At 73.5% G+C, this 22,227-nt stretch carries 22 protein-coding genes and 1 tRNA gene; 9 read left to right on the forward strand and 14 right to left on the reverse strand.

Annotated elements, in window-relative coordinates; genetic code table 11:
* Positions 1-37: 37 nt before the first annotated feature.
* The gene (locus tag DLJ49_RS16870; protein ID WP_115394745.1) at positions 38-412 is read right to left on the reverse strand and encodes a thiol-disulfide oxidoreductase DCC family protein; all 375 of its coding nucleotides are present in this window, start codon (positions 410-412) and stop codon (positions 38-40) included.
* 115 nt (positions 413-527) lie between these two features.
* Here DLJ49_RS16870 and DLJ49_RS16875 point away from each other — a divergent pair, with 115 nt between their 5' ends.
* The 3 genes from DLJ49_RS16875 to DLJ49_RS16885 all read left to right on the forward strand — a co-directional run bounded on the left by DLJ49_RS16875 (position 528) and on the right by DLJ49_RS16885 (position 2,018).
* A complete protein-coding gene (locus DLJ49_RS16875; protein ID WP_115394725.1) occupies positions 528-1,274 on the forward strand; it encodes a M48 family metallopeptidase in 747 nt (248 codons plus the stop codon).
* Between the two features lie 145 nt (positions 1,275-1,419).
* Complete coding sequence (locus tag DLJ49_RS16880; RefSeq protein ID WP_115394726.1) at positions 1,420-1,728, forward strand: DUF6455 family protein; 309 nt, start codon at positions 1,420-1,422, stop codon at positions 1,726-1,728.
* Between the two features lie 23 nt (positions 1,729-1,751).
* On the forward strand, positions 1,752-2,018 hold the full coding sequence (locus DLJ49_RS16885; RefSeq protein ID WP_115394727.1) for a DUF6455 family protein: 267 nt from the start codon (positions 1,752-1,754) through the stop codon (positions 2,016-2,018).
* Between the two features lie 13 nt (positions 2,019-2,031).
* On the opposite strand, the gene rimO is transcribed toward DLJ49_RS16885, so the two are convergent.
* From rimO to DLJ49_RS16915, 6 genes are all read right to left on the reverse strand, one after another.
* Positions 2,032-3,399, reverse strand: a complete 1,368-nt coding sequence (gene rimO, locus DLJ49_RS16890) for a 30S ribosomal protein S12 methylthiotransferase RimO (RefSeq protein ID WP_115394728.1) — start codon at positions 3,397-3,399, stop codon at positions 2,032-2,034.
* Positions 3,400-3,738: 339 nt separating this feature from the next.
* Complete coding sequence (locus DLJ49_RS16895) at positions 3,739-4,302, reverse strand: superoxide dismutase family protein (RefSeq protein WP_115394729.1); 564 nt, start codon at positions 4,300-4,302, stop codon at positions 3,739-3,741.
* Between the two features lie 191 nt (positions 4,303-4,493).
* Entirely contained in the window at positions 4,494-5,264 is a 771-nt protein-coding gene (locus tag DLJ49_RS16900; RefSeq protein ID WP_115394730.1) for an ABC transporter permease, read from the reverse strand.
* Positions 5,261-6,208, reverse strand: coding sequence for an ABC transporter ATP-binding protein (locus tag DLJ49_RS16905; RefSeq protein WP_115394731.1), 948 nt, complete (start codon positions 6,206-6,208; stop codon positions 5,261-5,263). The genes DLJ49_RS16900 and DLJ49_RS16905 overlap by 4 nt, the downstream gene beginning before the upstream one ends.
* Before the next feature lie 181 nt (positions 6,209-6,389).
* Positions 6,390-6,896, reverse strand: coding sequence for a DUF2478 domain-containing protein (locus tag DLJ49_RS16910; RefSeq protein WP_115394732.1), 507 nt, complete (start codon positions 6,894-6,896; stop codon positions 6,390-6,392).
* A gap of 22 nt (positions 6,897-6,918) precedes the next feature.
* Entirely contained in the window at positions 6,919-7,512 is a 594-nt protein-coding gene (locus DLJ49_RS16915; protein ID WP_115394733.1) for a GcrA family cell cycle regulator, read from the reverse strand.
* Between the two features lie 496 nt (positions 7,513-8,008).
* On the opposite strand from DLJ49_RS16915, the gene DLJ49_RS16920 reads away from it, so the two are divergent.
* A complete protein-coding gene (locus DLJ49_RS16920; protein ID WP_115394746.1) occupies positions 8,009-8,794 on the forward strand; it encodes an ABC transporter permease in 786 nt (261 codons plus the stop codon).
* Positions 8,795-8,809: 15 nt separating this feature from the next.
* Here the strand turns inward: DLJ49_RS16920 and DLJ49_RS16925 are convergent, their stop codons facing one another.
* The 3 genes from DLJ49_RS16925 to DLJ49_RS16935 all read right to left on the reverse strand — a co-directional run bounded on the left by DLJ49_RS16925 (position 8,810) and on the right by DLJ49_RS16935 (position 13,968).
* Positions 8,810-12,250, reverse strand: coding sequence for a YhaN family protein (locus DLJ49_RS16925; RefSeq protein WP_115394734.1), 3,441 nt, complete (start codon positions 12,248-12,250; stop codon positions 8,810-8,812).
* Positions 12,250-13,527, reverse strand: a complete 1,278-nt coding sequence (locus tag DLJ49_RS16930; RefSeq protein ID WP_115394735.1) for a metallophosphoesterase family protein — start codon at positions 13,525-13,527, stop codon at positions 12,250-12,252. Before DLJ49_RS16930 ends, DLJ49_RS16925 begins: the two co-directional genes overlap by 1 nt.
* 66 nt (positions 13,528-13,593) lie before the next feature.
* Complete coding sequence (locus DLJ49_RS16935) at positions 13,594-13,968, reverse strand: glycine zipper family protein (protein WP_115394736.1); 375 nt, start codon at positions 13,966-13,968, stop codon at positions 13,594-13,596.
* Positions 13,969-14,315: 347 nt separating this feature from the next.
* Here DLJ49_RS16935 and DLJ49_RS16940 point away from each other — a divergent pair, with 347 nt between their 5' ends.
* Positions 14,316-14,888: a carboxymuconolactone decarboxylase family protein gene (locus DLJ49_RS16940; RefSeq protein WP_115394737.1), complete on the forward strand. Its 573-nt coding sequence runs from the start codon at positions 14,316-14,318 to the stop codon at positions 14,886-14,888.
* A 3-nt stretch (positions 14,889-14,891) separates the two neighbouring features.
* Here the strand turns inward: DLJ49_RS16940 and DLJ49_RS16945 are convergent, their stop codons facing one another.
* Entirely contained in the window at positions 14,892-15,926 is a 1,035-nt protein-coding gene (locus DLJ49_RS16945; protein WP_158547496.1) for an ATP-binding protein, read from the reverse strand.
* A gap of 20 nt (positions 15,927-15,946) precedes the next feature.
* Entirely contained in the window at positions 15,947-16,351 is a 405-nt protein-coding gene (locus DLJ49_RS22900; RefSeq protein WP_369932646.1) for a DrrA family ABC transporter ATP-binding protein, read from the reverse strand.
* A 77-nt stretch (positions 16,352-16,428) separates the two neighbouring features.
* Here DLJ49_RS22900 and DLJ49_RS16955 point away from each other — a divergent pair.
* Positions 16,429-16,502 (forward strand) — tRNA-Gly (locus tag DLJ49_RS16955).
* 113 nt (positions 16,503-16,615) lie between these two features.
* Positions 16,616-18,208, forward strand: coding sequence for a glucosamine inositolphosphorylceramide transferase family protein (locus DLJ49_RS16960; RefSeq protein ID WP_115394739.1), 1,593 nt, complete (start codon positions 16,616-16,618; stop codon positions 18,206-18,208).
* A 10-nt stretch (positions 18,209-18,218) separates the two neighbouring features.
* Here DLJ49_RS16960 and DLJ49_RS16965 read toward each other — a convergent pair whose 3' ends face one another.
* Positions 18,219-18,815: an SH3 domain-containing protein gene (locus tag DLJ49_RS16965; RefSeq protein WP_115394740.1), complete on the reverse strand. Its 597-nt coding sequence runs from the start codon at positions 18,813-18,815 to the stop codon at positions 18,219-18,221.
* Positions 18,816-18,925: 110 nt separating this feature from the next.
* Between DLJ49_RS16965 and DLJ49_RS16970 the strand changes: the two genes are divergently transcribed.
* Together DLJ49_RS16970 and DLJ49_RS16975 are read left to right on the forward strand one after the other, a co-directional pair.
* Positions 18,926-19,912, forward strand: a complete 987-nt coding sequence (locus DLJ49_RS16970; protein ID WP_115394741.1) for a 2-hydroxyacid dehydrogenase — start codon at positions 18,926-18,928, stop codon at positions 19,910-19,912.
* A gap of 7 nt (positions 19,913-19,919) precedes the next feature.
* A complete protein-coding gene (locus DLJ49_RS16975) occupies positions 19,920-20,402 on the forward strand; it encodes a putative molybdenum carrier protein (RefSeq protein ID WP_115394742.1) in 483 nt (160 codons plus the stop codon).
* A gap of 379 nt (positions 20,403-20,781) precedes the next feature.
* Here DLJ49_RS16975 and htpX read toward each other — a convergent pair whose 3' ends face one another.
* The gene (gene htpX / locus DLJ49_RS16980; RefSeq protein WP_115394743.1) at positions 20,782-21,711 is read right to left on the reverse strand and encodes a zinc metalloprotease HtpX; all 930 of its coding nucleotides are present in this window, start codon (positions 21,709-21,711) and stop codon (positions 20,782-20,784) included.
* Positions 21,712-22,227: the final 516 nt, after the last annotated feature.

Raw genomic sequence — 22,227 nt, forward strand, 5'->3', positions numbered from 1 at the left:
GAGGCCGACGCAGGGCGGCCCGTCGCACTGACAGGGATCACGCGCGGGCGGCGCGGCGGGCGACGCGGCGGCGGTGCATCGCGTAGAGCAGAGGCGCGAGGGCGCGCTCGTAGACGACCTCGGCGACGGGGCGGACGAGGGGGAACGAGACGAGACGGGCAAGCCAGCGGAAGCGCGGCATCTCGGACCAGAGCGCCACGAAGGCAGGGACGCCGGCGAGCAGCCGACCCTCGCGGACAACATGGAGCCGGCGCGCCGCATCCTCCGGAGTGAGGCCCAAGGCGGCGAGGTCTGCGGTGCCCATGTCGTCGAAGCGCAGGGGCAGGGCGCGCGCCTCGGCGTAGCGGCGGTAGCCGTCGACCTCGCGCGCGCAGATCGGGCAGGAGGCGTTGTAGATCACGGTCAGCGTCATGCCGGGGCACATAGGCGGGGCCGGGCCGGCGGAAAGGCGCGCTCACGGGTCCGTGGGGTGGCTCGCGGCGCGGGGGCTGCTAGGGTACGAGCCGCCCCTGATCTGATGGGTCCTCATGCGCTCGACGATCCTACGTGTCGCCCTCGCCGTTGCCGCGCTCGCGCTCGCAGGGTGCGCCGTGCCCGCGCCGCCGCCGCAGCAGGCCCCATCGACCGGGGCCGCGGCAGCCGAACTGCCTGCAGGGGAGCGCGCGGCGCTTCGCGCGGCGGCGATGCAGGCGGCGGACAACTTCGTCTCGGTGGTGGAGCGCGTGGAGCCTGTGGCCGAGCGCGTCTGCCGGGAGCGGACCGAGGGCATCGATTGCGACTTCCGGATCTATGTCGACGACCGGCCCGGCGTGCCCCCCAACGCGTTCCAGACGATCGACCCGCGGGGGCGGCCGGCCATCGTCTTTTCGCTGGCGCTGATCGCCGATGCACGCAACCAGGACGAGCTCGCCTTCATCCTCGGGCACGAGGCGGCGCACCACATCGAGGAGCATATTCCCCGCTCGCGGGCCAGCGCCGAGCTCGGGGCGCTGGTCCTCGGCGGGCTCGCCGAGGTGACCGGGCAGGGGCCCGAAGGTGTCGATGCGGCGCTGCGGCTCGGGGCCGAGGTCGGCGCGCGGCGCTATGCGCGCGAATTCGAGCTCGAGGCCGACGCGCTGGGCACGGTGATCGCGCATGGTGCCGGTTACGATCCGGTCCGGGGGGCGGAGTTCTTCGCGCGCATCCCCGACCCGGGCGACCGCTTCCTCGGGACGCATCCGCCCAATGCCGAGCGGGTCGCGCTGGTGCGGCGGGTGGCGGCGTCGCTGCCCTGACGCAAAAGCCGCGTGCGGCGGGCGGCGAGCGGCCGCGGAGTGCTGCGGACAGGACAGGACAGGAGCCTTGACCTGCATCAAGGCGCCCAGACAAGGGCTCGCGCAGCATGCCGTCGTACGCAACGCAAGCGAAGCGAGGCCCGAGATGAACGGCACCGCCGACACGCCCCGACCCCTCCGCCCACGGCCGCTCGGAGACGAGCGCGAGCATTACTGGCTTGCGCTCGGCATGGCGCAGACCGTGGGCCTCGACCTGCAGGCCGAGATCGAGGCCGGCCGATTCTCGCAGGAGGCATGGGCCGAGACGGTGCAGCGCTGCCGCGGCTGCGGCTGGGCGGACGGCTGCCCGGCATGGATGGAGGACAACCCGGACGCCGAGCGCGCGCCGGAGGCCTGCGTGAACGCCGCACGCTTCGACGCGCTGCTGGGGCTGGACGAAGGCACCGCCCGATGAGGGGCGGGCGGAGCGATCACGGCATGGCGCACTCGAACGACGATCCCGACCTGGCTTTCTGGCTGACCCGCTCGATCGGGCGCTCGATCGGGCTGAACTTCACCACCGCGATGGAGGAGGGGCGGCTCGCTCCGTCGGGCTATGCCGCGCTGATCGCGGCGTGTCGCGCCTGCCCGCATTCCGCCGCCTGCCAGCAATGGCTGGCCTCGGCGGGCGGCCCGAACGGGGCGCGGCGGGCGCCCGACTTCTGCCCGAACGGCCCGGCCCTGCAGGCGCTGAAGCCCCACTGAGCCGGGGCGGTGCTCAGCCGACGATCCGGCCCCACAGATCGTAGTCGGACGCCTCGTCGACCTCGACCGTAACGAGGTCGCCGGGGCCGAGGCCGGCATGGCCCTCGTCGATGTAGAGATGGCCGTCGATCTCGGGCGCGTCGGCCATCGTGCGGCAGGTCGCGGCGTCGTCTTCCACGAGGTCCACCAGCACCTGTTGCCGCGTGCCGACCTTCGCGGCGAGCTTCTGCTCCGAGATCGCCTGCGCCTTTTCCATGAAGCGCGCCCACCGCTCCTGCTTGACCTCTTCCGGCACGTGGTCGGGCAGGGCGTTGGAACGGGCGCCGGCGACGTTCTCGTAGGTGAAGCACCCGACGCGGTCGAGGCGGGCCTCGTCGAGCCAGTCGAGCAGGGTCTGGAACTCGGCCTCCGTCTCGCCGGGGTAGCCGACGATGAAGGTCGAGCGCAGCGCGATGTCAGGGCAGATCGCGCGCCAGGCGGCGATCTCGTCGAGCGTCCTGGCTGCCGCCGCGGGGCGGGCCATCCGGCGCAACGTGTCGGGGTGGGCGTGCTGGAACGGAATGTCGAGATAAGGCAGCACCAGCCCCTCGGCCATCAGCGGCACGAGCTCGCGCACATGCGGGTAGGGATAGACGTAATGCAACCTCACCCAGGCACCGAGGCGCCCCAGATCCCGCGCCAGCGCGGTGATCGCGGCTTCGCCTTGCGGTTTTTCGTCCTTGCGGTCGATGCCGTAGGCGGAGGTGTCCTGGCTGATGACCAGGAGTTCCTTCACCCCGGATGAGACAAGCCGTTCGGCCTCGCGCAGGACCGCGGCGCGGGGGCGCGAGACGAGCGCGCCGCGCATGTCGGGGATGATGCAGAACTTGCACTTGTGATTGCAGCCCTCGGAAATCTTCAGATAGCTGTAATGGCGCGGGGTCAGGCTGACGGCCTGCGCCGGCAACAGGTCGACGAAGGGGTCGGGCGCGGGCGGCACGGCGGTATGCACCGCGTCGAGCACCTGCTCGTACTGGTGCGGGCCGGTGACGGCGAGCACTGTGGGATGCGCTCCGGTGACGTAGTCGGGTTCGGCTCCGAGGCAGCCGGTGACGATCACGCGCCCGTTCTCGGCCAGTGCCTCGCCGATGGCCTCGAGGCTCTCGGCCTTGGCGCTGTCGAGGAAGCCGCAGGTATTCACGATCACCGCGTCGGCGCCGGCGTAGTCGGGCGAGATGCCGTAGCCCTCGGCGCGCAGCCGGGTGAGGATGCGCTCGCTGTCGACCAGCGCCTTGGGGCAGCCGAGCGACACCATGCCGATGGTCGGCTGGCCGGGGCGGCGGCTGTCGTCGAGGCGGGCATGGGCGCGGTCGGGGCGCAGATCGGGCGGGTTCGCGGACATGCGCCGCCACATAGGCGAAGCGGCGGCCCGGGGGAAGGGCGGTCGGCGCCCTGCCGGCGTGACCCGGACGGGGGCGCTCCCGCCTCCGCTCGGGGCCGTGCGGCCCCTCGCTCCGTTGGGCCCGGCGCCGCGCGGGGCGCGCGGCGCGGCGGCGCGTTGTTCCGGGGATCGCGCGGGGCGGACGACGGTGTCGGCCGTTGGCTCGCCCAGTCGGGTCGCCCCGGCGTGCGCAGGTGTGGCATCGGTGCGGCGTGGCTCGTGGGCCGTGATGTGCCGGCGTCTTGCGGGGCGGGTCGCGGGCGGCGCGGGGCGGGCGCCCGCTTGCCGCGCCGCGCCTTCTCACACCTCGGACGGAAAGATCACGCCGCAGGCGATACGGTCGCCGGTCGAGCCCGGCGGCTCGGCCATGTAATCGTCGGCATCGGCGTGGACCATGATCGCCGAGCCGTCGCCGTCGTCGAGGGGGTAGGGCGCGTCGGCCTTGGGGCTCTCCGCGAGCGTCAGCCACGGCGCGAAGATGTCTGCCGTCGCCGTGCCGTCGGCCTGCACGTGGATGTTGGGCAGGTCGCCGGCGTGGTAACCGCTCTCGTTGCGGTAGCCGTGCTCGGTGTCGGCGGGGGTGTAGTGCCCGCCCGCGGCCTGGAAATCGGGCGCGCAGGCACCTGTCTCGTGGATGTGGAAGCCGTGCGGCCCCTCGGGCAGGTTCTCGAGCCGGGCCTCGATCAGAACGCCGTGCGGCGTTTCGGTGAAGGTGACGGTGCCGGCCGAGGTGCCGTCGGCCAGTTCGACCGCGGCCTCGAGCGCGCGGGCGGCCCCGGCGGCCGCGCCTTGCCCTTGGTCCTGCGCGGCGAGCGGCAGGGCGAGGGCGGTGGACGCGAGGGCGGCGGCGAGCGTGCGGTGCATCTGTGTCTCCATCTGCGATCGACGTTCGACCCCTGCCCGACGCTCCAACAGGCTCGCCGACGCCCTGTTCCGCCGGTTCGGGGGGCGGGGCGTGCCTGCACCGGCGGATCGGGTGGGGGAGTGCGGGGTTGCCTGCAGCGCGGCCCGGGTCAGCGGGCGCCCCGGTCAGGCCGAGGCGCGCGGTTGCGCCGTCAGGGCTTGATCCGCCAGCCGGTGCGGAAGATCCACCAGATCACGCCCATGCAGGCGGCGAGAAAGCCCGCGATGGCCAGCAGCGACACCCACGGCGCCACGTCGGCCACGCCGAAGAACGACCAGCGGAAACCCGAGATCAGGTAGAGCACCGGGTTGAAATAGGTCACCTGCGCCCAGCCCTCGGGCAGCATGTCGATGGAGTAGAAGGCGCCGCCGAGGAAGACGAGCGGCGTGACGACGAGCAGCGGCACCAGCGTGAGTTGCTCGAAGTTGCCCGCCCATATGCCGAGGATGAAGCCGAGCAACGAGAACGAGACTGCCGTCAGCACGAGGAAGGCGAGCATCGCCAGCGGGTGCAGCACCGTGAGCTCGACGAAGAACGTGGCGGTGACGAGGATGATCGCGGCCACGCCCAGAGCCTTGGTCGCCGCTGCGCCCACGTAGCCGATGACGATCTCGAGGAAGTTGATCGGCGCCGACAGCAGCTCGTAGATCGTGCCGATGAACTTGGGAAAGTAGATGCCGAAGGCGGCGTTGTTGATCGCCTGCTGCAGCAGCGTCAGCATCACGAGGCCGGGCACGATGAAGCTGCCGTAGGCGATTCCCTCGACCGATTCGATCCGCCCGCCGATGGCGCCCCCGAAGACGACGAAATAGAGCACCGTGGTGATGACCGGCGACAGGATCGACTGCCCGATGGTGCGGAAGGTGCGCGCCATCTCGAAGCGGTAGATCGCCAGGATCGACGTCCAGTTGAGGCCGGTCATTGGGCGGCTTCCATCGCCTGCGCGCCCTCGTCGACCAGCCGCAGGAACACCTCCTCGAGGCTCGACTGGCGGGTGGAGAGGTCGCGCACGTGCAGGCCGGCCTCGGCGATGTCGGCCATCAGCCGGGTCATCCCCGTGCGCTCGGCGGTGGCGTCGAAGGTGTAGATCAGACGGCAGCCGTCATCGGACAGCGTGAGGCCGTGGGCGGCGAGGGCCGGCGGCACGGCGGCGAGCGGCTCGGCGATCTCGACCACCAGCTCCTTGCGCCCGAGCTTGTGCATCAGCCCGGCGGTCTCTTCCACCAGCAGCAGGCGCCCCCTGTCGATGACACCGATGCGGTCGGCCATTTGCTCGGCCTCCTCGATGTAGTGGGTGGTCAGGATGATCGTCACGCCCTCGTCGCGCAGGCGGCGCACCAGGTCCCACATCTCGCGGCGCAGCGTCACGTCGACGCCCGCGGTCGGCTCGTCGAGAAACAGGACCCTCGGCTCGTGCGCGAGCGCCTTGGCGATCAGGATGCGCCGCTTCATGCCGCCCGAGAGCTCCTTGTTGCGGTTGTTCCGTTTCTCCCAGAGCGAGAGCGCCCGCAGCACCCGCTCGATATGCGACTCGTCTCGGGGGCGGCCGAACAGCCCGCGCGAAAAGCGCACCGTGTCGATCACCTTCTCGAAGGGCTCGATCGTGATCTCCTGCGGCACGAGGCCGATGAGCGACCGCGCCGCACGATAGTCGGACAGGATGTCGTGGCCACCAACCGTCACCGTGCCGCCGGTGGGGGTGACGAGCCCGCAGACGGCCGAGATCAGCGTGGTCTTGCCGGCGCCGTTGGGGCCGAGCAGGGCAAGAATCTCGCCCTCGCGGATCGTCAGGTCGACGCCCTTCAGCGCCTGGAACCCGTCGTCGTAGGTCTTCTCCAGCCCGCGGATCTCGATGATGTCGGCCATGTGCGCCCTCCCCATCCGCCGTCACATAACCCGCCACGGGCAGCGGGCAAAGATCGCCGCGCCCCGCGCGCTCCGTGCCCCCACGGCACCGGCCGCCCCGAGCTGCCGTGCGCGAGCTGTCAGGCGAGAGCGGGTGCCGCTCTGCCCGCAGGTGGCAGAGCGCGGCGGGGGTGCGGGGCGCTCACGCGGATGCGGGGGTCATGGCCCAGCTGCGCAGGACGCCGGGGTCGGGGGGCAGCGCCACGGCAAGCTCTCCGGCGAAGCCGTCGAAGGCCGCGCGCCATGCCGGCGAGAGCCCCACGAGGACGGGCACACCCGCCTCGATCGCCGCGGCGATGGCGACCCGGAAGCCGCCACCCCCGGCCTCGCGCTCGCCGAAGCGGGGCACGATCAGGAGGTCTGCGCCCGCCGCCACACGCCGCGCGATCTCTTCGGTGGCCTGTTCGAGCGCGCCGGGGTCGAGGCGGCACCCCGTGGCCGCGGCGCCGAGGCGCTGGGCGATGTCGCGCGGCGCCATCTCGGGCAGGAGGCGCAGCTCCATGCCCGAAAGCCGGCCCGCCGCGTCGCGCTCGGTGCGCTGGACGGCGCCCACGACACGCAGACCGTCGGCGCCGAGCGCGCCGGCCAGAGCCGCGAACCGGTCGTCGAGGCCGCCGCCACTGTCGCTTTCCACGACGCCGAGGCGCATCCGCGCTCCTCCCGGGGCCCGGTCAGCGCTTGCGGTCGCGGCGCGACGACATCGGCTGGAACGCCACGCCCACATGCGCCTCGCAATAGGGCTTGCCCTGCTGCACGGGCAGCCCGCAGAACCAGAAATCGTCCGTCGCCGGGTCGCCCACGGGCCACTTGCACGTCCGCTCGGTCAGTTCCATCAGCGACAGCTTCAGCGCCCGCTTCTCGACCTCGCGCACCGAGGCAAGCGCCTCGGGGCTGATCTCGTTGGCCGAGGGCTGCGGCGGCAGCGGCTGGCCGGCCGGCACGATCTGGCGGCGCGGCGGTGCGACCGGTGCGTCGGATACGTTGGCGGGTTCGGGCGCGGGCGCCGGCTCGGCCCGGCCCTCGGCCAGTGCAGGCTCGGGCACCTCGGCCGCGGCGGCAGCCGGGGCCGGGGCCGGCTCCTCGGCGGGCGGGGCGCCGGCGGCGTCTGGCCCGCCGCCGTTGCGGTTCGACAGGCCGAGGCGGTGGACCTTGCCGATCACGGCGTTGCGGGTCACGCCGCCAAGCTCCTTGGCGATCTGGCTCGCGCTCTTGCCCTCCGTCCACATCTTCTTCAGGTGCTCGACGCGCTCATCGGTCCAGGACATGGGCGGAACTCTCTCTGGCTTGCAAGGGTGGGTCGAAGGACGGCGGGGAGGGCCTCGTGCGCCCTCCGGGTAAAGGGGCGCGCGCCCGTGCGGGGTGGAACATCGGCACGCCGGCCGGCGGTTGGACCTTTCCGACGCGGCCATATACTAGGGCGCTGCGTATGCCGTTACAACCGCGCGAGGAGCCCAAGGGGCGGAGGCGACGACCCGGCCGGAGCGCAGGCCGAGACGTGGCGAGAGCCGCCGTCGCATCGCGCCGGCCCGAGTGCCCCTGGCGCCGGCCCGCCGTGCGGGAGGCACGCCGGCCCGGGCGGGATCGGCCGCCAGGAGAGAGGCCGACGGGCAACGGGTGAGTCGGAAAAGCCAGGCTGGGCGCGGGCGCGGGCCGCGCCCCCCGCCGAGACCGGATGGAGGACAGATGACGGAGACGACCGGGGCGCAGCCGCCCGACCAGGGCACGGCCCGACGCCAGGGGGGCGCCGGCCCGGCCGCCGCGATGGGCGTGCGCCGGTTCGGCCGGGTCAACTGGCTCGGCACATGGACGCTGGCCGAGCGGGAATGCCGGCGCTTCCTCAACATCTGGCGGCAGACGCTGCTCGCCCCCGCCGTGACCGCCGCGCTGTTCCTCGTGGTGTTCTCGCTCGCCATCGGCCCCTCGCGGCCCGACGTGATGGGCGTGTCTTTCCTGCAGTTCCTCGCGCCCGGTCTCGCCATGATGACGGTGATCCAGCAGAGCTTCGCCAACACCTCGTCCTCGGTCGTGGTCTCGAAGGTGCAGGGCAACATCGTCGACACGCTGATGCCGCCCCTCTCGGCGGGCGAGCTTGTGACGGGCTACATCGCGGGCGGGATCGCGCGGGGCCTCTTCGTGGGGCTGCCGATCATCGCGGCGATCGTGCTCTTCCTCGGCACCGGTCTCGCCCACCCGCTCTGGGTGCTCGTGTTTCTGGCGCTCGGGGGGGCGTTCCTCGGGGGGCTGGGGGTGCTGACCGGGATCTACGCCACCAAGTTCGACCAGACCGCGGCGATCACCAACTTCCTGATCACGCCGCTGTCGTTTCTGTCGGGCACGTTCTACTCGGTCGACGCGGTGCCGGAGTGGATGGACGTGTTGCTGCACTGGAACCCGGTCTTCTACCTGATCGACGGGGTGCGCCACGGCGTGCTCGGCACCTCCGACAGCTCGCCCTGGCTCGGCCTCGCCATCTGCTCGGGGGCGACGGCGGTCGTTCTCGCGCTGTGCTGGCACTGGATCCGCATCGGCTATCGGCTGAAACCCTGAGACGACAGGCGAGGCTCAGAGCCGGTGGATGCGCAGATCGCTCGCGCAGACCTCCTCGGCGATCTCGACGACGTGGCGGTGGTGGGTGAGATAGATGGCCTGCCCCGCCCGTCCGATCCGCCGCAGGAGACCGCAGGCGGCGCGGGTGCGCTCCTCGTCGAAGGTCTCGAACACGTCGTCGCAGAAGAAGGGCAGCACCGTGCCCGTCGCCACCATCTGGTCGTAGGCCGCCGACCGCAGCGCGAGGTAGAGCTGGAAGCGGGTGCCCTTAGACATGGCGTCGACGCGCTTGGCCGCGCCGTCGCCCTCTCCGTCGGCCGCGACCGCGACCAGCACCTCGGTATCGCCCTCCGGCTGCACCGTGAGGCGGGCATAGGCGCCGTTCGTCAGGTCGCGGAAGGCGGCCTCGGCCGCCGCCATCATGCCCGAGCGGTGCGCGTCGCGGTAGCGGCGGATGGCGCTCTCGGCGAGGCGCTGGCCGAGGCGCAGCTCGAGATGGCGCAGCAGCGTCCGCTCCATGTCAAGCTCGACGGTCTGGCGTCGCGAGACGAGCGCAGCCACCTCCGCGGCGCCCGTCACCGCCTCGAGGGCCTGTCGCGCCGCACCGAGCGCGGTGCCCGCCTCGCGGCAGCGCGCGTCGAGCCCCTCGATGTCGCGCTCGGCCTCCGAGAGAGCGGCGGAGAGCGCGGCGGCGTCGAGCCCGTCGAGCGCGGCGCCGGCCTCGGCGAGGCTTTCCACCCCGAGCCGCCCCAGAACCTGCCGCGCGAGATCGGTGCGGCGCGCGCGCAGGCCGGCGGCCTCCTGCGCGCGGCCCACCGCTGCGCGCAACTCTTCCAGCGTGGTCGTGGGGATCGTGGCGTCGAAGGCGCTTGCCAGTAGCGCCGTCTCGTCGTCGATGCGCGCGATCTCCGCCCGTGCGTCGGCCAGCGCGGCCTCGTCGGCGGCAATGCTCTCGGCGAGGGCGGCGCGGCGTGTCTGCGCCGCCTCGGCCTCGGCCGCACGGTCGGCGAGGGCGTCGTAGGCGGCGACGGGGGAGAGCTCGGCAAGCTCCCCCCGGCCCGCGACGTGGGGGGCGAGCGCCTCGGCGAAGCGGTCGGCGTCGCGCGCCATCCCGTCGACCTGGCGGGCGAGGCCCTGCCGCTCGGCTTCGCGTTCGCGAAGCGACCGCAGGACGGGCAGCGCATCGGCCACCGGGCAGGCCCCGAGGCCGAGCGCGGCGGCGGCCTGCGAGAGCGCGTCGGCGGCGGCTTCGCGGCGCCCTCGGGCGGCGCCCTCGTCGGTCGTGCGGCGGGCGCGGGTGGCCTCGGCCCGGGCGGCGGCCTCGCGGGCGGCCACCGCGGCCTCGGCGTGACGGTCGCGGGCGGCGGCGCGCGCGCGCGCCATGTCCATCAGCGCGTCGAGGGGGGTCTCGGGCGCGTCCATCGCCTCGGCCAGCGCCGCGCGCAGCCGCTCGGCCGCCTCGAGCGCGGGGGCGGCGGCGCGCGCCTCGGCGGCCGCGACGCGCTCGGCAGAGAGGGCGGCCTCGGCCCGCCGCGCCCAGTCTGCGAACGCGCGGGCAGGCGTGTCGCGGGGCAGACCGAGGCCGCAGAGCAACCCGGACAGCCGCTCCTCCAGCATCTCCAGCGCGCCGCGCGCGGCCTCGAGGGCGCCCTCGGCGGTGCCACGCCGCTGCTCCGCCTCGGCCAGCGCCACGCGCCTCTCCCCGATCGCGCCGAGCGTGTCGGCCTGGGCCAGCCGGGTCGCCGTGGCGACGTCGTCGGCGCGCAGCGCACGCTCGAAGGCGTCGGCCGTCTCCACCGTCAGCGCGGCGCGGTGCGCCTGCCACAGGCGGTCGCGCTCGGCGCGGAGCGCCGCGGCCTCGGCATCGCTCGCAAGCTCCGGCGCCGCCTCGCGCGCCTCGATCTCGGACAGGAGCCGCGCCTCGGCGTCCACGGCCTTCTCGAGGTCCGCCTCCTCGCGGGCGACCTCCTGCTCTGCCCTGTCGAGATCCGCGGCGAGCGCGGCGGCGGCGTCGGCCGCGAGCGGCAGGGCGGGGGCGGCGTCGAAGGTGGCCGGGCCCAGAGCCAGCGCGGCCAGCGCCGCCTCGCGCTGGCGCTCGGCATGGGCGAGCGCGTGCCGGGACCGGGCAGCGGCGGCAGCCACCCGCTCGGCGTCGTGCCGGGCGAGCAGGGGCGCGGTGTCGGGCAGGGCGGCGAGCGCCTGCTCGGCCGCCGCGAGCCGGCGTGCGGCCTCGGCGGCCTCGTCCTCCGCCTGCGCTCTCTCGCGGGCGGCGGCGGCGAGGGCGGCCTCGGCCTCCGTGTCGGCAGTGACGGCGCGCTCGAGCGCGCGCAGGGTCGGCTCGTCGGGCACGGGCGGATCGGCATCGCCGTCGCAGGCGATGCCGATCTCTGCGAGGCGGGCCCGCATCTCGGTCAGCACCGCCGCGAGTGCGTCGCGCCGGCGGGGCAGATCGGCCTCGGCCGCCGCGCAGCGGTCGCGCATGGGCTTGAGATCGGCGAGCGGCTGGCGCAGGGCGGCGAGGCCGGGGGCGCTGGGGATGCCGTCGCGCTCGGCGCGGGCCGCCGCGATCGCGGCGGCAAGCCGCTCGGCCTCGCGGGCGTGGCCGAGCCTTTCGGTCATCATCCCGATCAGTCGCTCGGGGTCGACGTCGAGCGTCTCGGGATAGGCGGCGAGGGGGGCGAGCGCGGCGTTGGTTTCCGCGATCTCGGCCATGATCGGCAGCGCCTCGGCCTGCCCGCGCAGCCGGTCGCGCGCCTCCAGCCGGGCGCGGCGCGCCGCCCGCGCCTCGGCCTCTTCGGCCTCGGCGGCGGCGAGGTCGTCGCGCAACTGGCGATAGCGGTGGGCGTCGACATCGGCCTCGCGGATGCGGTCCGACAGGTCCTTGTGGGTCCGCCGCAGCCCCGCGAAGGCCGAGGTGGAGGCGCGCGGGCGGAACAGCGCGTCGGCTTCCGCGGTCGCCCCGTCCAGCACGCCGGAGAGATCGGCCACCCCGGCCGCGGCCGAGAACAGCAGCCGCCCGATATCGCCCTCGCTCGCCGCGATCTCGTTGCCGCCCCGCTCGATCGTGTCGTCGTCGAGGCACAGCAGCTTGCGGTAATCGTCCTGCGACAGGCCGGCAAGAACAGGGGAGAGCGCCGTTTCGGGCAGGGCGGCGCCCTCGGCGTCGAGCAGGTTGCCCGTGCGCTTCGACAGCCGCGTGAAGCGGCGCGTCGCGCCGTCGATCTCGAGATCGGCCGAGACCTGCAGCGACGGACGCCCGTGCCGGAAGGCGTAGGGCTCCCTGAGGGGGAAGCCGTAGAGCAGGCGCAGCCACCCCTCCATCAGCGTGGTCTTGCCGGCCTCGTTGGCACCGTGGATGACATGCACGTCGGCGCCCCCCTCGGGCCGCGCGCCGAAGTCGAAGCTGCGGCCGGCGAAATGGCCGAAGAAGTCGAGGTCGAGCCGGCGCAGGCGCATCAGCCCTCGCCCGCGTTGCCGGGGCCGCCCGGCCCCGCGCCCCGCATCCGCGCCACCATCTGCTCGGCGCCAAAGGCCGCGAGCCGCTCGGCCAGCGCGTCGAGCGCCGCCTCGTCGGGCAGGAGCGCCGCACGACGGTCGGGCGGCAGGTGACGCAGCACGTCGTCGACCTCGGCCCGTGCCTCGGCGAGAAAGCCCGGCTCGGCGCGCAGGGCGGTCATCAGCCGGTCGAGTTCGGCCACGGCGTCGCCCGGCGCCTCCGCCCCCTCGCCGGGCGGCGTCACGTCGAGCTCGAGCGCCTCGATCCAGAGCCGGCCCGTCTCCTCCGCCGCCATCCGCGCCGTCTCGGCCCACTGGTCGCGGTCGCGGCGGAGCGCCCAGGCGCGGGGCGTCCGGCCTGCGAGCGTCAGCCGCAGGATCGCGGCGTCGGAGACGGTGGCGCGCGCCGCCTCCTCTAGCCCGGCGCGCAGGCGGCGGCGGATCTCCGTCTCGTCCTCCGCCCCGGTCACGTCGACCGCCAGACGGCGGAACTCCGCCACAGAGGTCGGCACCTCGCGCGCCGCGACCGTGCCGCCTGTCACCTCGACCAGAGTGGCCGATTTCGGCCCCGCCTCGCCCATGTCGCGCCCCTGCGGCATGCCGGGCATCACCACGAACGGCCGCTCGGAATGCACCGCGCGCAGGTGGACATGGCCCAGCGCCCAGTAGTCGAAGCCGTGCGCGCAGAGATCGGCCACCGTGCAGGGCGCGTAGGGATCGTGACCCGCCGCGCCCGCGAGCGAGGTGTGCAGAAGGCCGATATTGACCGCCCCCGGCACGGGCGGGCCGAACTTCGGCAGCAGGCTGTCGGCGGCGTGGCGGCCGCTGAAGCTGACGCCGTGCACCCAGATCTCGCTCTCGCCGAGCCGCACCTTGCCGCCGCGCCCGTCGAAGACATGCACGTTGTCGGGCCACTCGACCGTGCCGCTGACCGGGTTCTCGGCGTCGTGGTTGCCCCTGATGGCGAAGACGTCGATCCCGGCGGCGCGCAGCCGGTCGAAGGTGGCCACCAGGAAGGCGCCGGTGCGGGCCGAGCGCTCGCGCCCGTCGAAGAGGTCGCCCGCGATCAGGAGGGCGCGCACGCCCTCGTCGATGGCGAGATCGGCGAGACGCGACAGGGCGGCGCGGCTCGCCGTCTCGACCGTTTCGCGCAGGCGGTCGTCGCGCAGGGCGAGACTGCGCAGGGGCGAGTCGAGGTGCAGGTCGGCCGTGTGCAGCAGCTGGATCGTCTCCGCCATTGCCCCGGGCGCCCCCTCTCCCTGCGCGGGCCGGCGGGCCGACGCGGCCCGCCGGCGGACACGGCCTCAGCCGACGACGCGGTAGCCGCGCTGGCGCATGCAGTTGCTGATGATGGCCTCCTTGCGGCGCTGCTGCTCGAGCGCGCTGCCGGTCAGGCCCGCCGCCGCGCCGAGGAGCGCGGCGTCGCGCACGGTATTGCCCTCGTTGCGCACGACGGCCGCGGCGCCGCCCGACAGCACGGCGCCGGCCGCCGCGTTGCCGGCCGCGCCGCTGCTCAACCCGCCTTGCTGGGCCGCGAGCGACTGGCACGCGGCGAGGTCGGAGGAATAGTTGGGGCCGACCGGCCCGTCGATCACAGGCTGGTAGCCCGCGCCCGAGGGCGTGCAGGCGGCGGCGAGGGCGACGAGCGGGACGGCGGCGATCGTGGTGACGAGGCGCATGGCGGGGACCTTTCGGAAACGTCGTTGGACTAGTCGCGGGCCGGTGCGGATGCGCGCGGCCCTGTGCCATGCTTAACCAAGCGGGCCGCGGTGACAACGCCTTGCGGCGAGGCGGGGGGACGCAGGCGGCCGAGTGCCTCCATCCTTGCCGCAGGGGCACCGTCCGGGCGTCGCGCCGGCCCGGCCTGCTCTGCGCCGAGCGGATCCCCGTGCCGATCGTCGGCGGGGCCCCCCTCCGCTCGGACACCTTCTCTGTCGGTGCGTCACTACGGCGTGAGAGGAGGATGCGTGCATGCCGGGCGTCGCGTATCGTCTCCATGAGACCACCACCGATCCGGGAGCCAGAGATGTCCGCCGACGAGCCCGAGCATAGCAGTGCCCACACCGATGTCCGGCCGCCGCTGGACGGGACGAGCCTCGACGAGGCGGCGGTGCATGCCCGGCTCGGGGCGATCTTCCCCGACGGGGTGCCGAACATCTACCGGATGATGCTGCGCAACCCGCGGGTCATGGCCGGGCTCGTCGCGATGAAGGAGTATCTCGCCGGCGGCGAACTCACCGAGACCGAGCGCTGCCTCGTGGCGCTGGAGGTGGCCAATTACTGCGAGTGCAGCTACTGCATCGTCGCGCTCAGCCATTACAGCGTGCACGACCTGGGCGTGCCCGACGCGGTGGTCGATGCCGCGGCGAAGGGCGAGCTGCCGGGCGAGGCGCGGCTCGACCTCGTCGTCGGCGCGACGCGGGCGCTGCTCGCCAGCCGGGGCAAGCTCGGCCGGGCAGAGCTGGCCAGCTACCAGGACCGCGGCCTGTCCTTCGCGCAAATCCTCGAGATCATCGGCGTGATCGGCGAATACACGGTCGCGACCTTCTCGGCCAACCTCGACCGGACGCGGATCGACCCCGAATACCGCCTCGGATGAGGCTCAGCCCGAAAACGGCAGGGTGACGCGGAAGCAGGTGCCCGCCGGCCCCGTGCGTGCGACCTCCAGCCTGCCGCCGTGGTTGCGGCAGAGCTCGTGGCAGATGCGCAGGCCAAGGCCGCTGCCGCCCTCCCTGCCCGACAGCTGGTCCTGCCCGATGCGGCCAGCGACGGAGCCGGGCAGGCCCGGCCCGTCATCCGCCACCTCGATCACGGCGCTCTCGCCGTCGTTTCGGCCCGAGATCCGTACCGAGCGGGCGCCGGCGTCGAAGGCGTTGCGCACGAGGTTCAGCAGGATGCGGTAGGTCTGGTCGAAATCGGCGTCGAGCAGCACGTCGTCGGAGGCCACCCCCTCCAGCGCGGCGGCGCTCCCGTCGGGGCCGACGGCGGTGGCGGCGAGCTCCTCCACCACGTCGGCCAGCAGGAAGCGCTCGCGGTCGGGCGCGGGAAGCCCGACCCGGCCGGCCTGCACCGTCTGCCGGCAGATGTCGAGGGCGCGCTCCAGCGCGCGGGCCATGCTCTCCGAGCTCAGGCGCACCCGGTCGTCCTCGTGGGCGGCGAGGCGGTCGCACATGAGCTGGGCGGTCGCCAGCGTGTTCTTGAGGTCGTGGGTGAGCTGGCGCACGGCCGAGCCGAGCTCGGCCAGTTGCCGCTCGCGCTGGTCGCGGATGACAATGAGCACCGCGTCGCCCCCATCCTCGCGGCCCATCATGCGCGCGCGCAGGAGCGCCGGCACGGTCCGCCCGTCGCGCGTGCGGCAGGACAGCTCGTCGGAGCTCCAGCGCCCCTCGCGACGGACATTGGCCATGAAGCCCTCGAGGCGCGCGATCTCGTGGGGGTGGATGTCGGCCGGCGTCATGTCGGCCAGCTCCTCGCTGGAGAAGCCGAGCAGTTCGCGCGCCGCGCCGTTGGCGGCGAGGAACCGCCCGCTGCCCGCGTCGATCAGCACCGCCGGGTCGAAATTCTCGGCCAGAAGCTCGGCGGCCGGGTGGCCGACGGGCGCGGAGAGATCCATGCCGTGCCCCCAAGGGATGCTCACGCCGTATCGCGGTCGGGGTATCACATCGTGATCGCGCCGTCGCGTCCGGAACGGCATCCGTGCTCAAAGCTGCGTGAGGGACGGTGGCCTTTCTGGCCCCGAGCTGCCCGATCCGAAACGCTGCCCCCGCCATCCTTCGGACAAGGAGCGCCGCATGATCCACCTGTTTCGTCTTGCTCTTGCGTGGCTCCTCCTGCTCGCTGCCTGTAGCGGCCGGCCCCCTCGAGGTATGGCGTCGTCAGCAGCACCGTCACGCCCGAGCCCGCGAGGCGGCCGATCCGCCGCCAGACGCGCTGGCGGGCGGTCGGGTCGAGGGCGGTCGTCGGTTCGTCGAGGAACGGCACGCCCGGCGTGACGATCAGCGAGGCGGCGATGGCGAACGGCGCGCCGGCCGGGTCGGGCCCGGCAGGAAGAAGGCCCCGCATGTCGGGCCCCTGACGGAGGGGAGGTGTCGGATGTGAGTTGACCGGAGCGCCGTGCTGGCGTAGCCAGATGTCGTTCCGCGGGTATAGCTTAATGGTAAAGCCCCTGCCTTCCAAGCAGGTTATGTCGGTTCGATTCCGTCTACCCGCTCCACCCGCTTTGCCGCCGCGCGGGCAGCGTGTTTGCGGTTCTCCACAGTGTCGCCACGATTTCGGGCTAGCCTGTCGTCTGGAGCCCTATCGGGCGCGCACGGCACGGAGGAGGCGATGGCGGGCAGCCCGGCAAGCCTGGCAGACGAGAGCGCGGCGGATGGCCTCGCGGCGTCGTGCGCGACCGGTGCCCCTTGCCCGGATCGCACCGCCCGTGCGCCGCTGCGCGTCGCGCTGATCCTGCCGGAGGGGCGGGCGGCGGCGGGAGTGGACGCCGCGGGCGCATGGCTTGCCCGATGGCTCGATGCCGATCCGCGGATGGCCCTCGTCGAGATTCGCCGTGCGCCGCCCGCGCCCGCGCCCGGCGGAGCCTTGGGGGCGGTCGCGCGGCTCGAGGCCCGGGCGGTACGCCTCCCCCAGGCCGCGCCGCTGCCTGCCCCACGGCTCGAGATTGGCGCCGCCGAGGTGGCCGTCGACCTCACCGGCGGCGGCGCCGCGGCCTGGGAGGGAGACCTGCCGCCCCATGGCGTCTGGCGCCTGACGTCGCACGCCCCCGGCGCCGGGCTGGCCGAGGCGATGCGGGGCCGCCCCGCGACCGAGGTGGCGCTCCTGCGCGAGACGGCAGGGGGAGCGCAAGAGATCGACCGCGCCCGCTACAACACCAAGTTTCTCGCCGCCCGCAACGCCGCCTTCGCCGCGGAGAAATCGGTGCAGCTTGCCGCACGCCGCCTCGCCGCGCTGCACGCGGGCGCCGGCGCAAGCGCAGCCCCGCGTGCCGGCCCGGCATCGCCCCCTGCCGCCTCGCTCGCCGCCTACGCGCCCCGGCTCGCGCTGGCACTCGGGCGACGGCTCGCCACGAAAGGCGGGCGGCGTCTGGGCCTCGCGCCCGGCGACTTCGCGCTGCGGCTCTGCCCGGGCGGGGCGCTCGACTTCGACCCGGCGCGCGGCATGACGCTCGTGCCGCCGAAGGGGCATTACTGGGCCGATCCCTTCCTCTTCGAGCACCGGGGCCAGACGTTCCTCTTCTGGGAGGATTACTTCCATGCGCTCGGCCGTGGCACCCTGCAGGCCGGCCGTCTCGAGGGCGACCGGCTGACGCCGCTCGGGGCGCCGCTCGAGGCAGAGCACCACCTCTCTTATCCCTTCGTCTTCGCCGCCGGGGGCGACATCTGGCTGATGCCCGAGACGATCGGCGCCGGGCGGCTCGAGGTGTGGCGCGCGACCGATTTCCCCCTCGGCTGGGAGCGTGCCGCGACCGCCTTCGAGGGTCGTCCGCCGGCCGATGCGGTGCTCGCGCAGGTCGGGGGCGACTGGTGGCTCTTCGCCAATTTCTGCGAGGACGGCTTCGGCGATTACGGCTCCGAGCTGCACCTTTTCCGCGTCGACGGCCCGCGCCTGCGCGAGATCGAGCCGCACCCGCTGAACCCGGTGGTGATCGACGCCGCCACCGCCCGCGGCGGCGGGCGGGTCTGGCAGGAGGGCGGGCGCCTCTACCGCGCCAGCCAGGACAATACCCACGACCTCTACGGCTGGGGCCTGAACGTCATGGAGATCACACGGCTCGACATGGCGGGTTATGCCGAGCGGCGCGTGCGCCACGTCCGCCCCGGCTTTCGCCCCGGCGTCATCGGCTGCCACCATCTCGATTTCGCCGGCGGCCGCGTGGTGATCGACGTGCGCTACCGCTTTCCCCGACTCGCACGGGGGTGAGGGTGCGCCCTCAGTCGCGCAACTCGTCGGCGCCGACGCCCCAGAGCGCGGCCTTGGGGGCCCAGCCGGTCTCGCCCCCCGCGTCGATCCGGCACCACGCGGGCAGGCACCGCCCGAGACGCGCGACCACCCCCGCCTCGACCCGCGCGATCACCCGCCCGTCGGCCTGCGGGCGGTGGCGCAGGGCGACCATGTCGCGCTCGATCAGCACGGTACGCACGCCCGAGAGCAGCGAGTAGTGAACCCAGCCGCCTGCGCCGTCGCTGTCGCGCACGCGACGCCAATGGCCGAACTCCGCGGTGATCTCGAGCGGCATGGCCCGGCGGGTATAGACCCAGTCGATCCGGTGCTGGAGCGACGGCCCGCGCCGCACGTTGCCCTCCGACGCCTTGAGCGAGACGTAGCGGGGCAGCGGCAGGTTGGTGACGGGGCCGCGCTTGGGCGCCGCGCGCACCGTGGCGGGCGTGGCCTGTTTGGCGGCCGACACCGCCTCTGGGCGTGGTTCGGGCCTCTGCGTCGCGCCGGCACCCTCTGCCGCCGCCTCGCTCGTCCACGCCAATACCGCGAGGATGGCCGCAATACGCCAGCCAAGGCCCCAGATCCTCATGTTTCGCTGCCTGCCCGATCCGTGTCCGGTCGCGGGCGCTTGTCCCGCGCGCCCTTGGGGTCCAAGGTGCCACCGACGCGCGGGCCTGGGAAGAACGAGGGAGGGGCAGCATGCCATCCGAACGGCTGAGTGTTGTCGTCACGCGACGGTTGCCCGAGGCGGTCGAGACCCGCATGTCGGAGCTCTTCCGCGTCGAGCTGCGTGCCGACGATGGGCCGATGAGCCGCGACGAACTGGCCGAGGCGATGCGCCGGGCCGACGTGCTGGTGCCCACGATCACCGACACGATCGACGCGCCCCTGCTCGCGCAGGCCGGCGACCGGCTCAAGCTGATCGCGAATTACGGCGCCGGCGTCGACAACATCGACGTGCATACGGCCCGGCAACGCGGGATCCTCGTCTCGAACACGCCCGGCTCCACCACCGACGACACCGCCGACATGGCGATGGCGCTGATTCTCGCCGTGACCCGCAGGATCCCCGAGGGGCTGGCGGCGATGCAGGCGGGCACCTGGGAAGGGTGGGCGCCCACGGCCTTCCTCGGCGGCCGCATCTCGGGCCGGCGGCTCGGCATCCTCGGCATGGGGCGGATCGGGCAGGCGGTGGCGAAGCGCGCACGCGCCTTCGGCATGCAGGTGCACTATCACAATCGCCACCGCCTCCACCCCGAGACGGAGGCCGAGCACGAGGCGACGTACTGGGAGAGCCTCGACCAGATGGTCGCGCGGATGGACGTGCTGTCGATCAACTGCCCGCACACGCCGGCGACCTTCCACCTGATCAACGCGCGGCGGCTGAAGCTGATGAAGCCCGAGGCGGTGATCGTGAACACCTCGCGCGGGCAGGTCGTCGACGAGAACGCGCTGACCCGTGCGCTGCGGTCGGGCGACATCGCGGGCGCGGGCCTCGACGTCTACGAGCACGGCACCGACATCAACCCGCGACTGCGCGAGCTGCCCAACGTGGTGCTGCTGCCGCACATGGGCTCGGCCACTCGCGAGGCGCGGGTCGAGATGGGCGAAAAGGTGCTGATCAACGTCAAGACCTTCGCCGACGGCCACCGCCCGCCCGACCTCGTCGTGCCGTCGATGCTCTGAGCGGCGCATGGCGTTCCGGCCGCGCAGGATCGTCTCCGGTGCGCAGACCGGGGTGGACCTCGCCGCGCTCGACGTGGCGCTTGATCTGGGCTTCGAGACCGGCGGCTGGGTGCCGAAGGGGCGGCGCAACGAGGCGGGGCCGATCCCCGAATATTATGCGGGTCTCGTGGAGGCGGAGAGTGCCGCACCGGCAGTGCGGACCGACCTGAACGTGCGCGATTCCGATGCCACGCTGATCCTGGCGCGCGACGCCGTGGAGAGTCCGGGCACGGCGCTGACCGAGCGGCGCGCACGGGCGCATGGCCGGCCCTGCCTCCGGCTGACGCTCGACAGCGGGGCCGAGGCTGCGGCGGAGGCGATCCGCCGGTGGCTGGAGGACCTGCGCCCTCCTGTGCTCAACGTCGCCGGCCCGCGCGAAAGCAGCGCGCCGGGGATTGGCGACGAGGCCCGCGCGGCCCTCTGGGCAGCCCTTGGCGACGATCCGGCGTGATGAGCGACGGCGTGCAGCGTCTGCTCGGCACCGGTCCCGGCAGCGACAGGGAAAACGGGCGATACGGCGGCAACCCGCGGCGTGCCGCGCTGTTCGTTGCTCTCGTCCTCGTTGCGCTGGCGATCGCGGTGGCGGGCTGGCGGGTCATCAGGCGCGGGACAGCCCCTCGCGATGCGCTCCCGCGATGCGATGCCCGATACGCGGGTGAAAGGAGGGCCTCGATTGACCCCGATCGGCCGATGCGGCGCGGCGGAGCGGCGGGGATGGGGCAGGCCGACGCGCCCGTCCGCGGCGCCCTGCCGGCAGGCGCCGTGGCCGCCCCCGCCAGACGGCTGCCTTCATCGTTCCGGTCGGCGCGGCAGGGCGACGATCACGGCCCTCACGCCCACGGCCCGCGAGGCGTGCGCCGTGTCGAGGGAACGGGGCTCGCCCGCGTCGCCGGGGCCGCCGCGCTCCGCCCGCCGCCAGAGCCGCGCTCTCCCGCCAGCTTCTGCAACTCGCGAATGCGGTTCTCCGTCGCCGGGTGGGTCGAGAAGAGCCTGTCGTGGGCGTGGGCGTGCAACGGATTGACGATGAACATGTGGGCCGTGCCCGGGTTGCGCTCGGCCGAGTTCATGTCGATCCGCGCCGCGAGGCCCGAAATCCTGGCCAGCGCCGAGGCGAGCCACAGGGGCTGGCCGCAGATCTCGGCCCCGCCCCTGTCGGCCTCGTATTCCCGCGTGCGCGAGATCGCCATCTGCACCAGTCCTGCCGCCAGCGGCGCGAGGATCATCGTGGCCAGCACGCCGACGATCCCCATGCCGTTGTCGCGCCCGCCGCGGAAGAAGAAGGCGAAATTGGCGAGCATCGTGATCGCGCCCGCGAGCGTGGCCGCCACTGTCATGATCAGCGTGTCGCGGTTGCGGATATGGGCCAGCTCGTGCGCCATCACGCCGGCGACCTCCTCGCGAGACAGGCTGCGCAGGAGGCCCGTGGTGGCCGCCACGGCGGCGTTCGCGGGGTTGCGGCCGGTGGCGAAGGCGTTGGGCTGGTCGCTGTCGATCAGGTAGATCGCCGGCACCGGCATGCCCGCGCGCTGCGCCATCCGCTCGATGTCGCCCACGAAGTCGGGCGCCGAGGCGCGCGTCACGAGCCGCGCGTCGTGCGCCCGGAGCGCCGCCCTGTCCGACCCCCACCAGGCGTAGACGTTCATCCCGGCGGCAAGGATCAGCGCGAGGATCATGCCGGTCTCGCCCCCCAGCGCCAGGCCGGCGAGGCCGAAAAGCGCCGTGAGCGCGGCGAGCAGCATCGCGGTGCGGACGAGGGCCATGTCGTTCTCCGATGAGCGGGGTCTCGGTTCGACGAAGATATGGGGAGCGCGCAGGCCCAGCCAAGATGCCGGCGTCGTGCCACACTGCACGGTGCGTGCTTGGCCCCTGCGCCCCGGCGCGCCCCGTGTCGCGTCGGTGTCGCGCCGCCGATCACCGCGGCGGCCTGACCAGCCGACCTGGCGATGCCGAGGGCAAGCTCGGCATGCGGCGGCAGTGCGGGAGCGGACCCGGGCGCGCCGGCCTGCCGGGACAGATGTCAGACCGGTGACGCGCCGGGGGCCTGCGGCCTGCCATGGCTCCGTGTGACCGAGACGCCCGTCGCCCGGGGGGAAGGAGGCGGCCTAGGATGCGTACCCATAAAGGGGGTTCACGCGTTTCTTGCTTACGCTGAGGTAATTGCTGCCGGCGCTTCCCATGACCGGCGACATCGCCACGATAGCCGGGATCAGGCCCCAATCGAGGATACCGCAATGAAACAGTATGTCGGGCTGGACGTGTCGCAGAAGGAGACTTCC

The sequence above is a fragment of the Rhodovulum sp. 12E13 genome (genome assembly GCF_003340565.1).
GTDB lineage: Bacteria > Pseudomonadota > Alphaproteobacteria > Rhodobacterales > Rhodobacteraceae > HLUCCA09.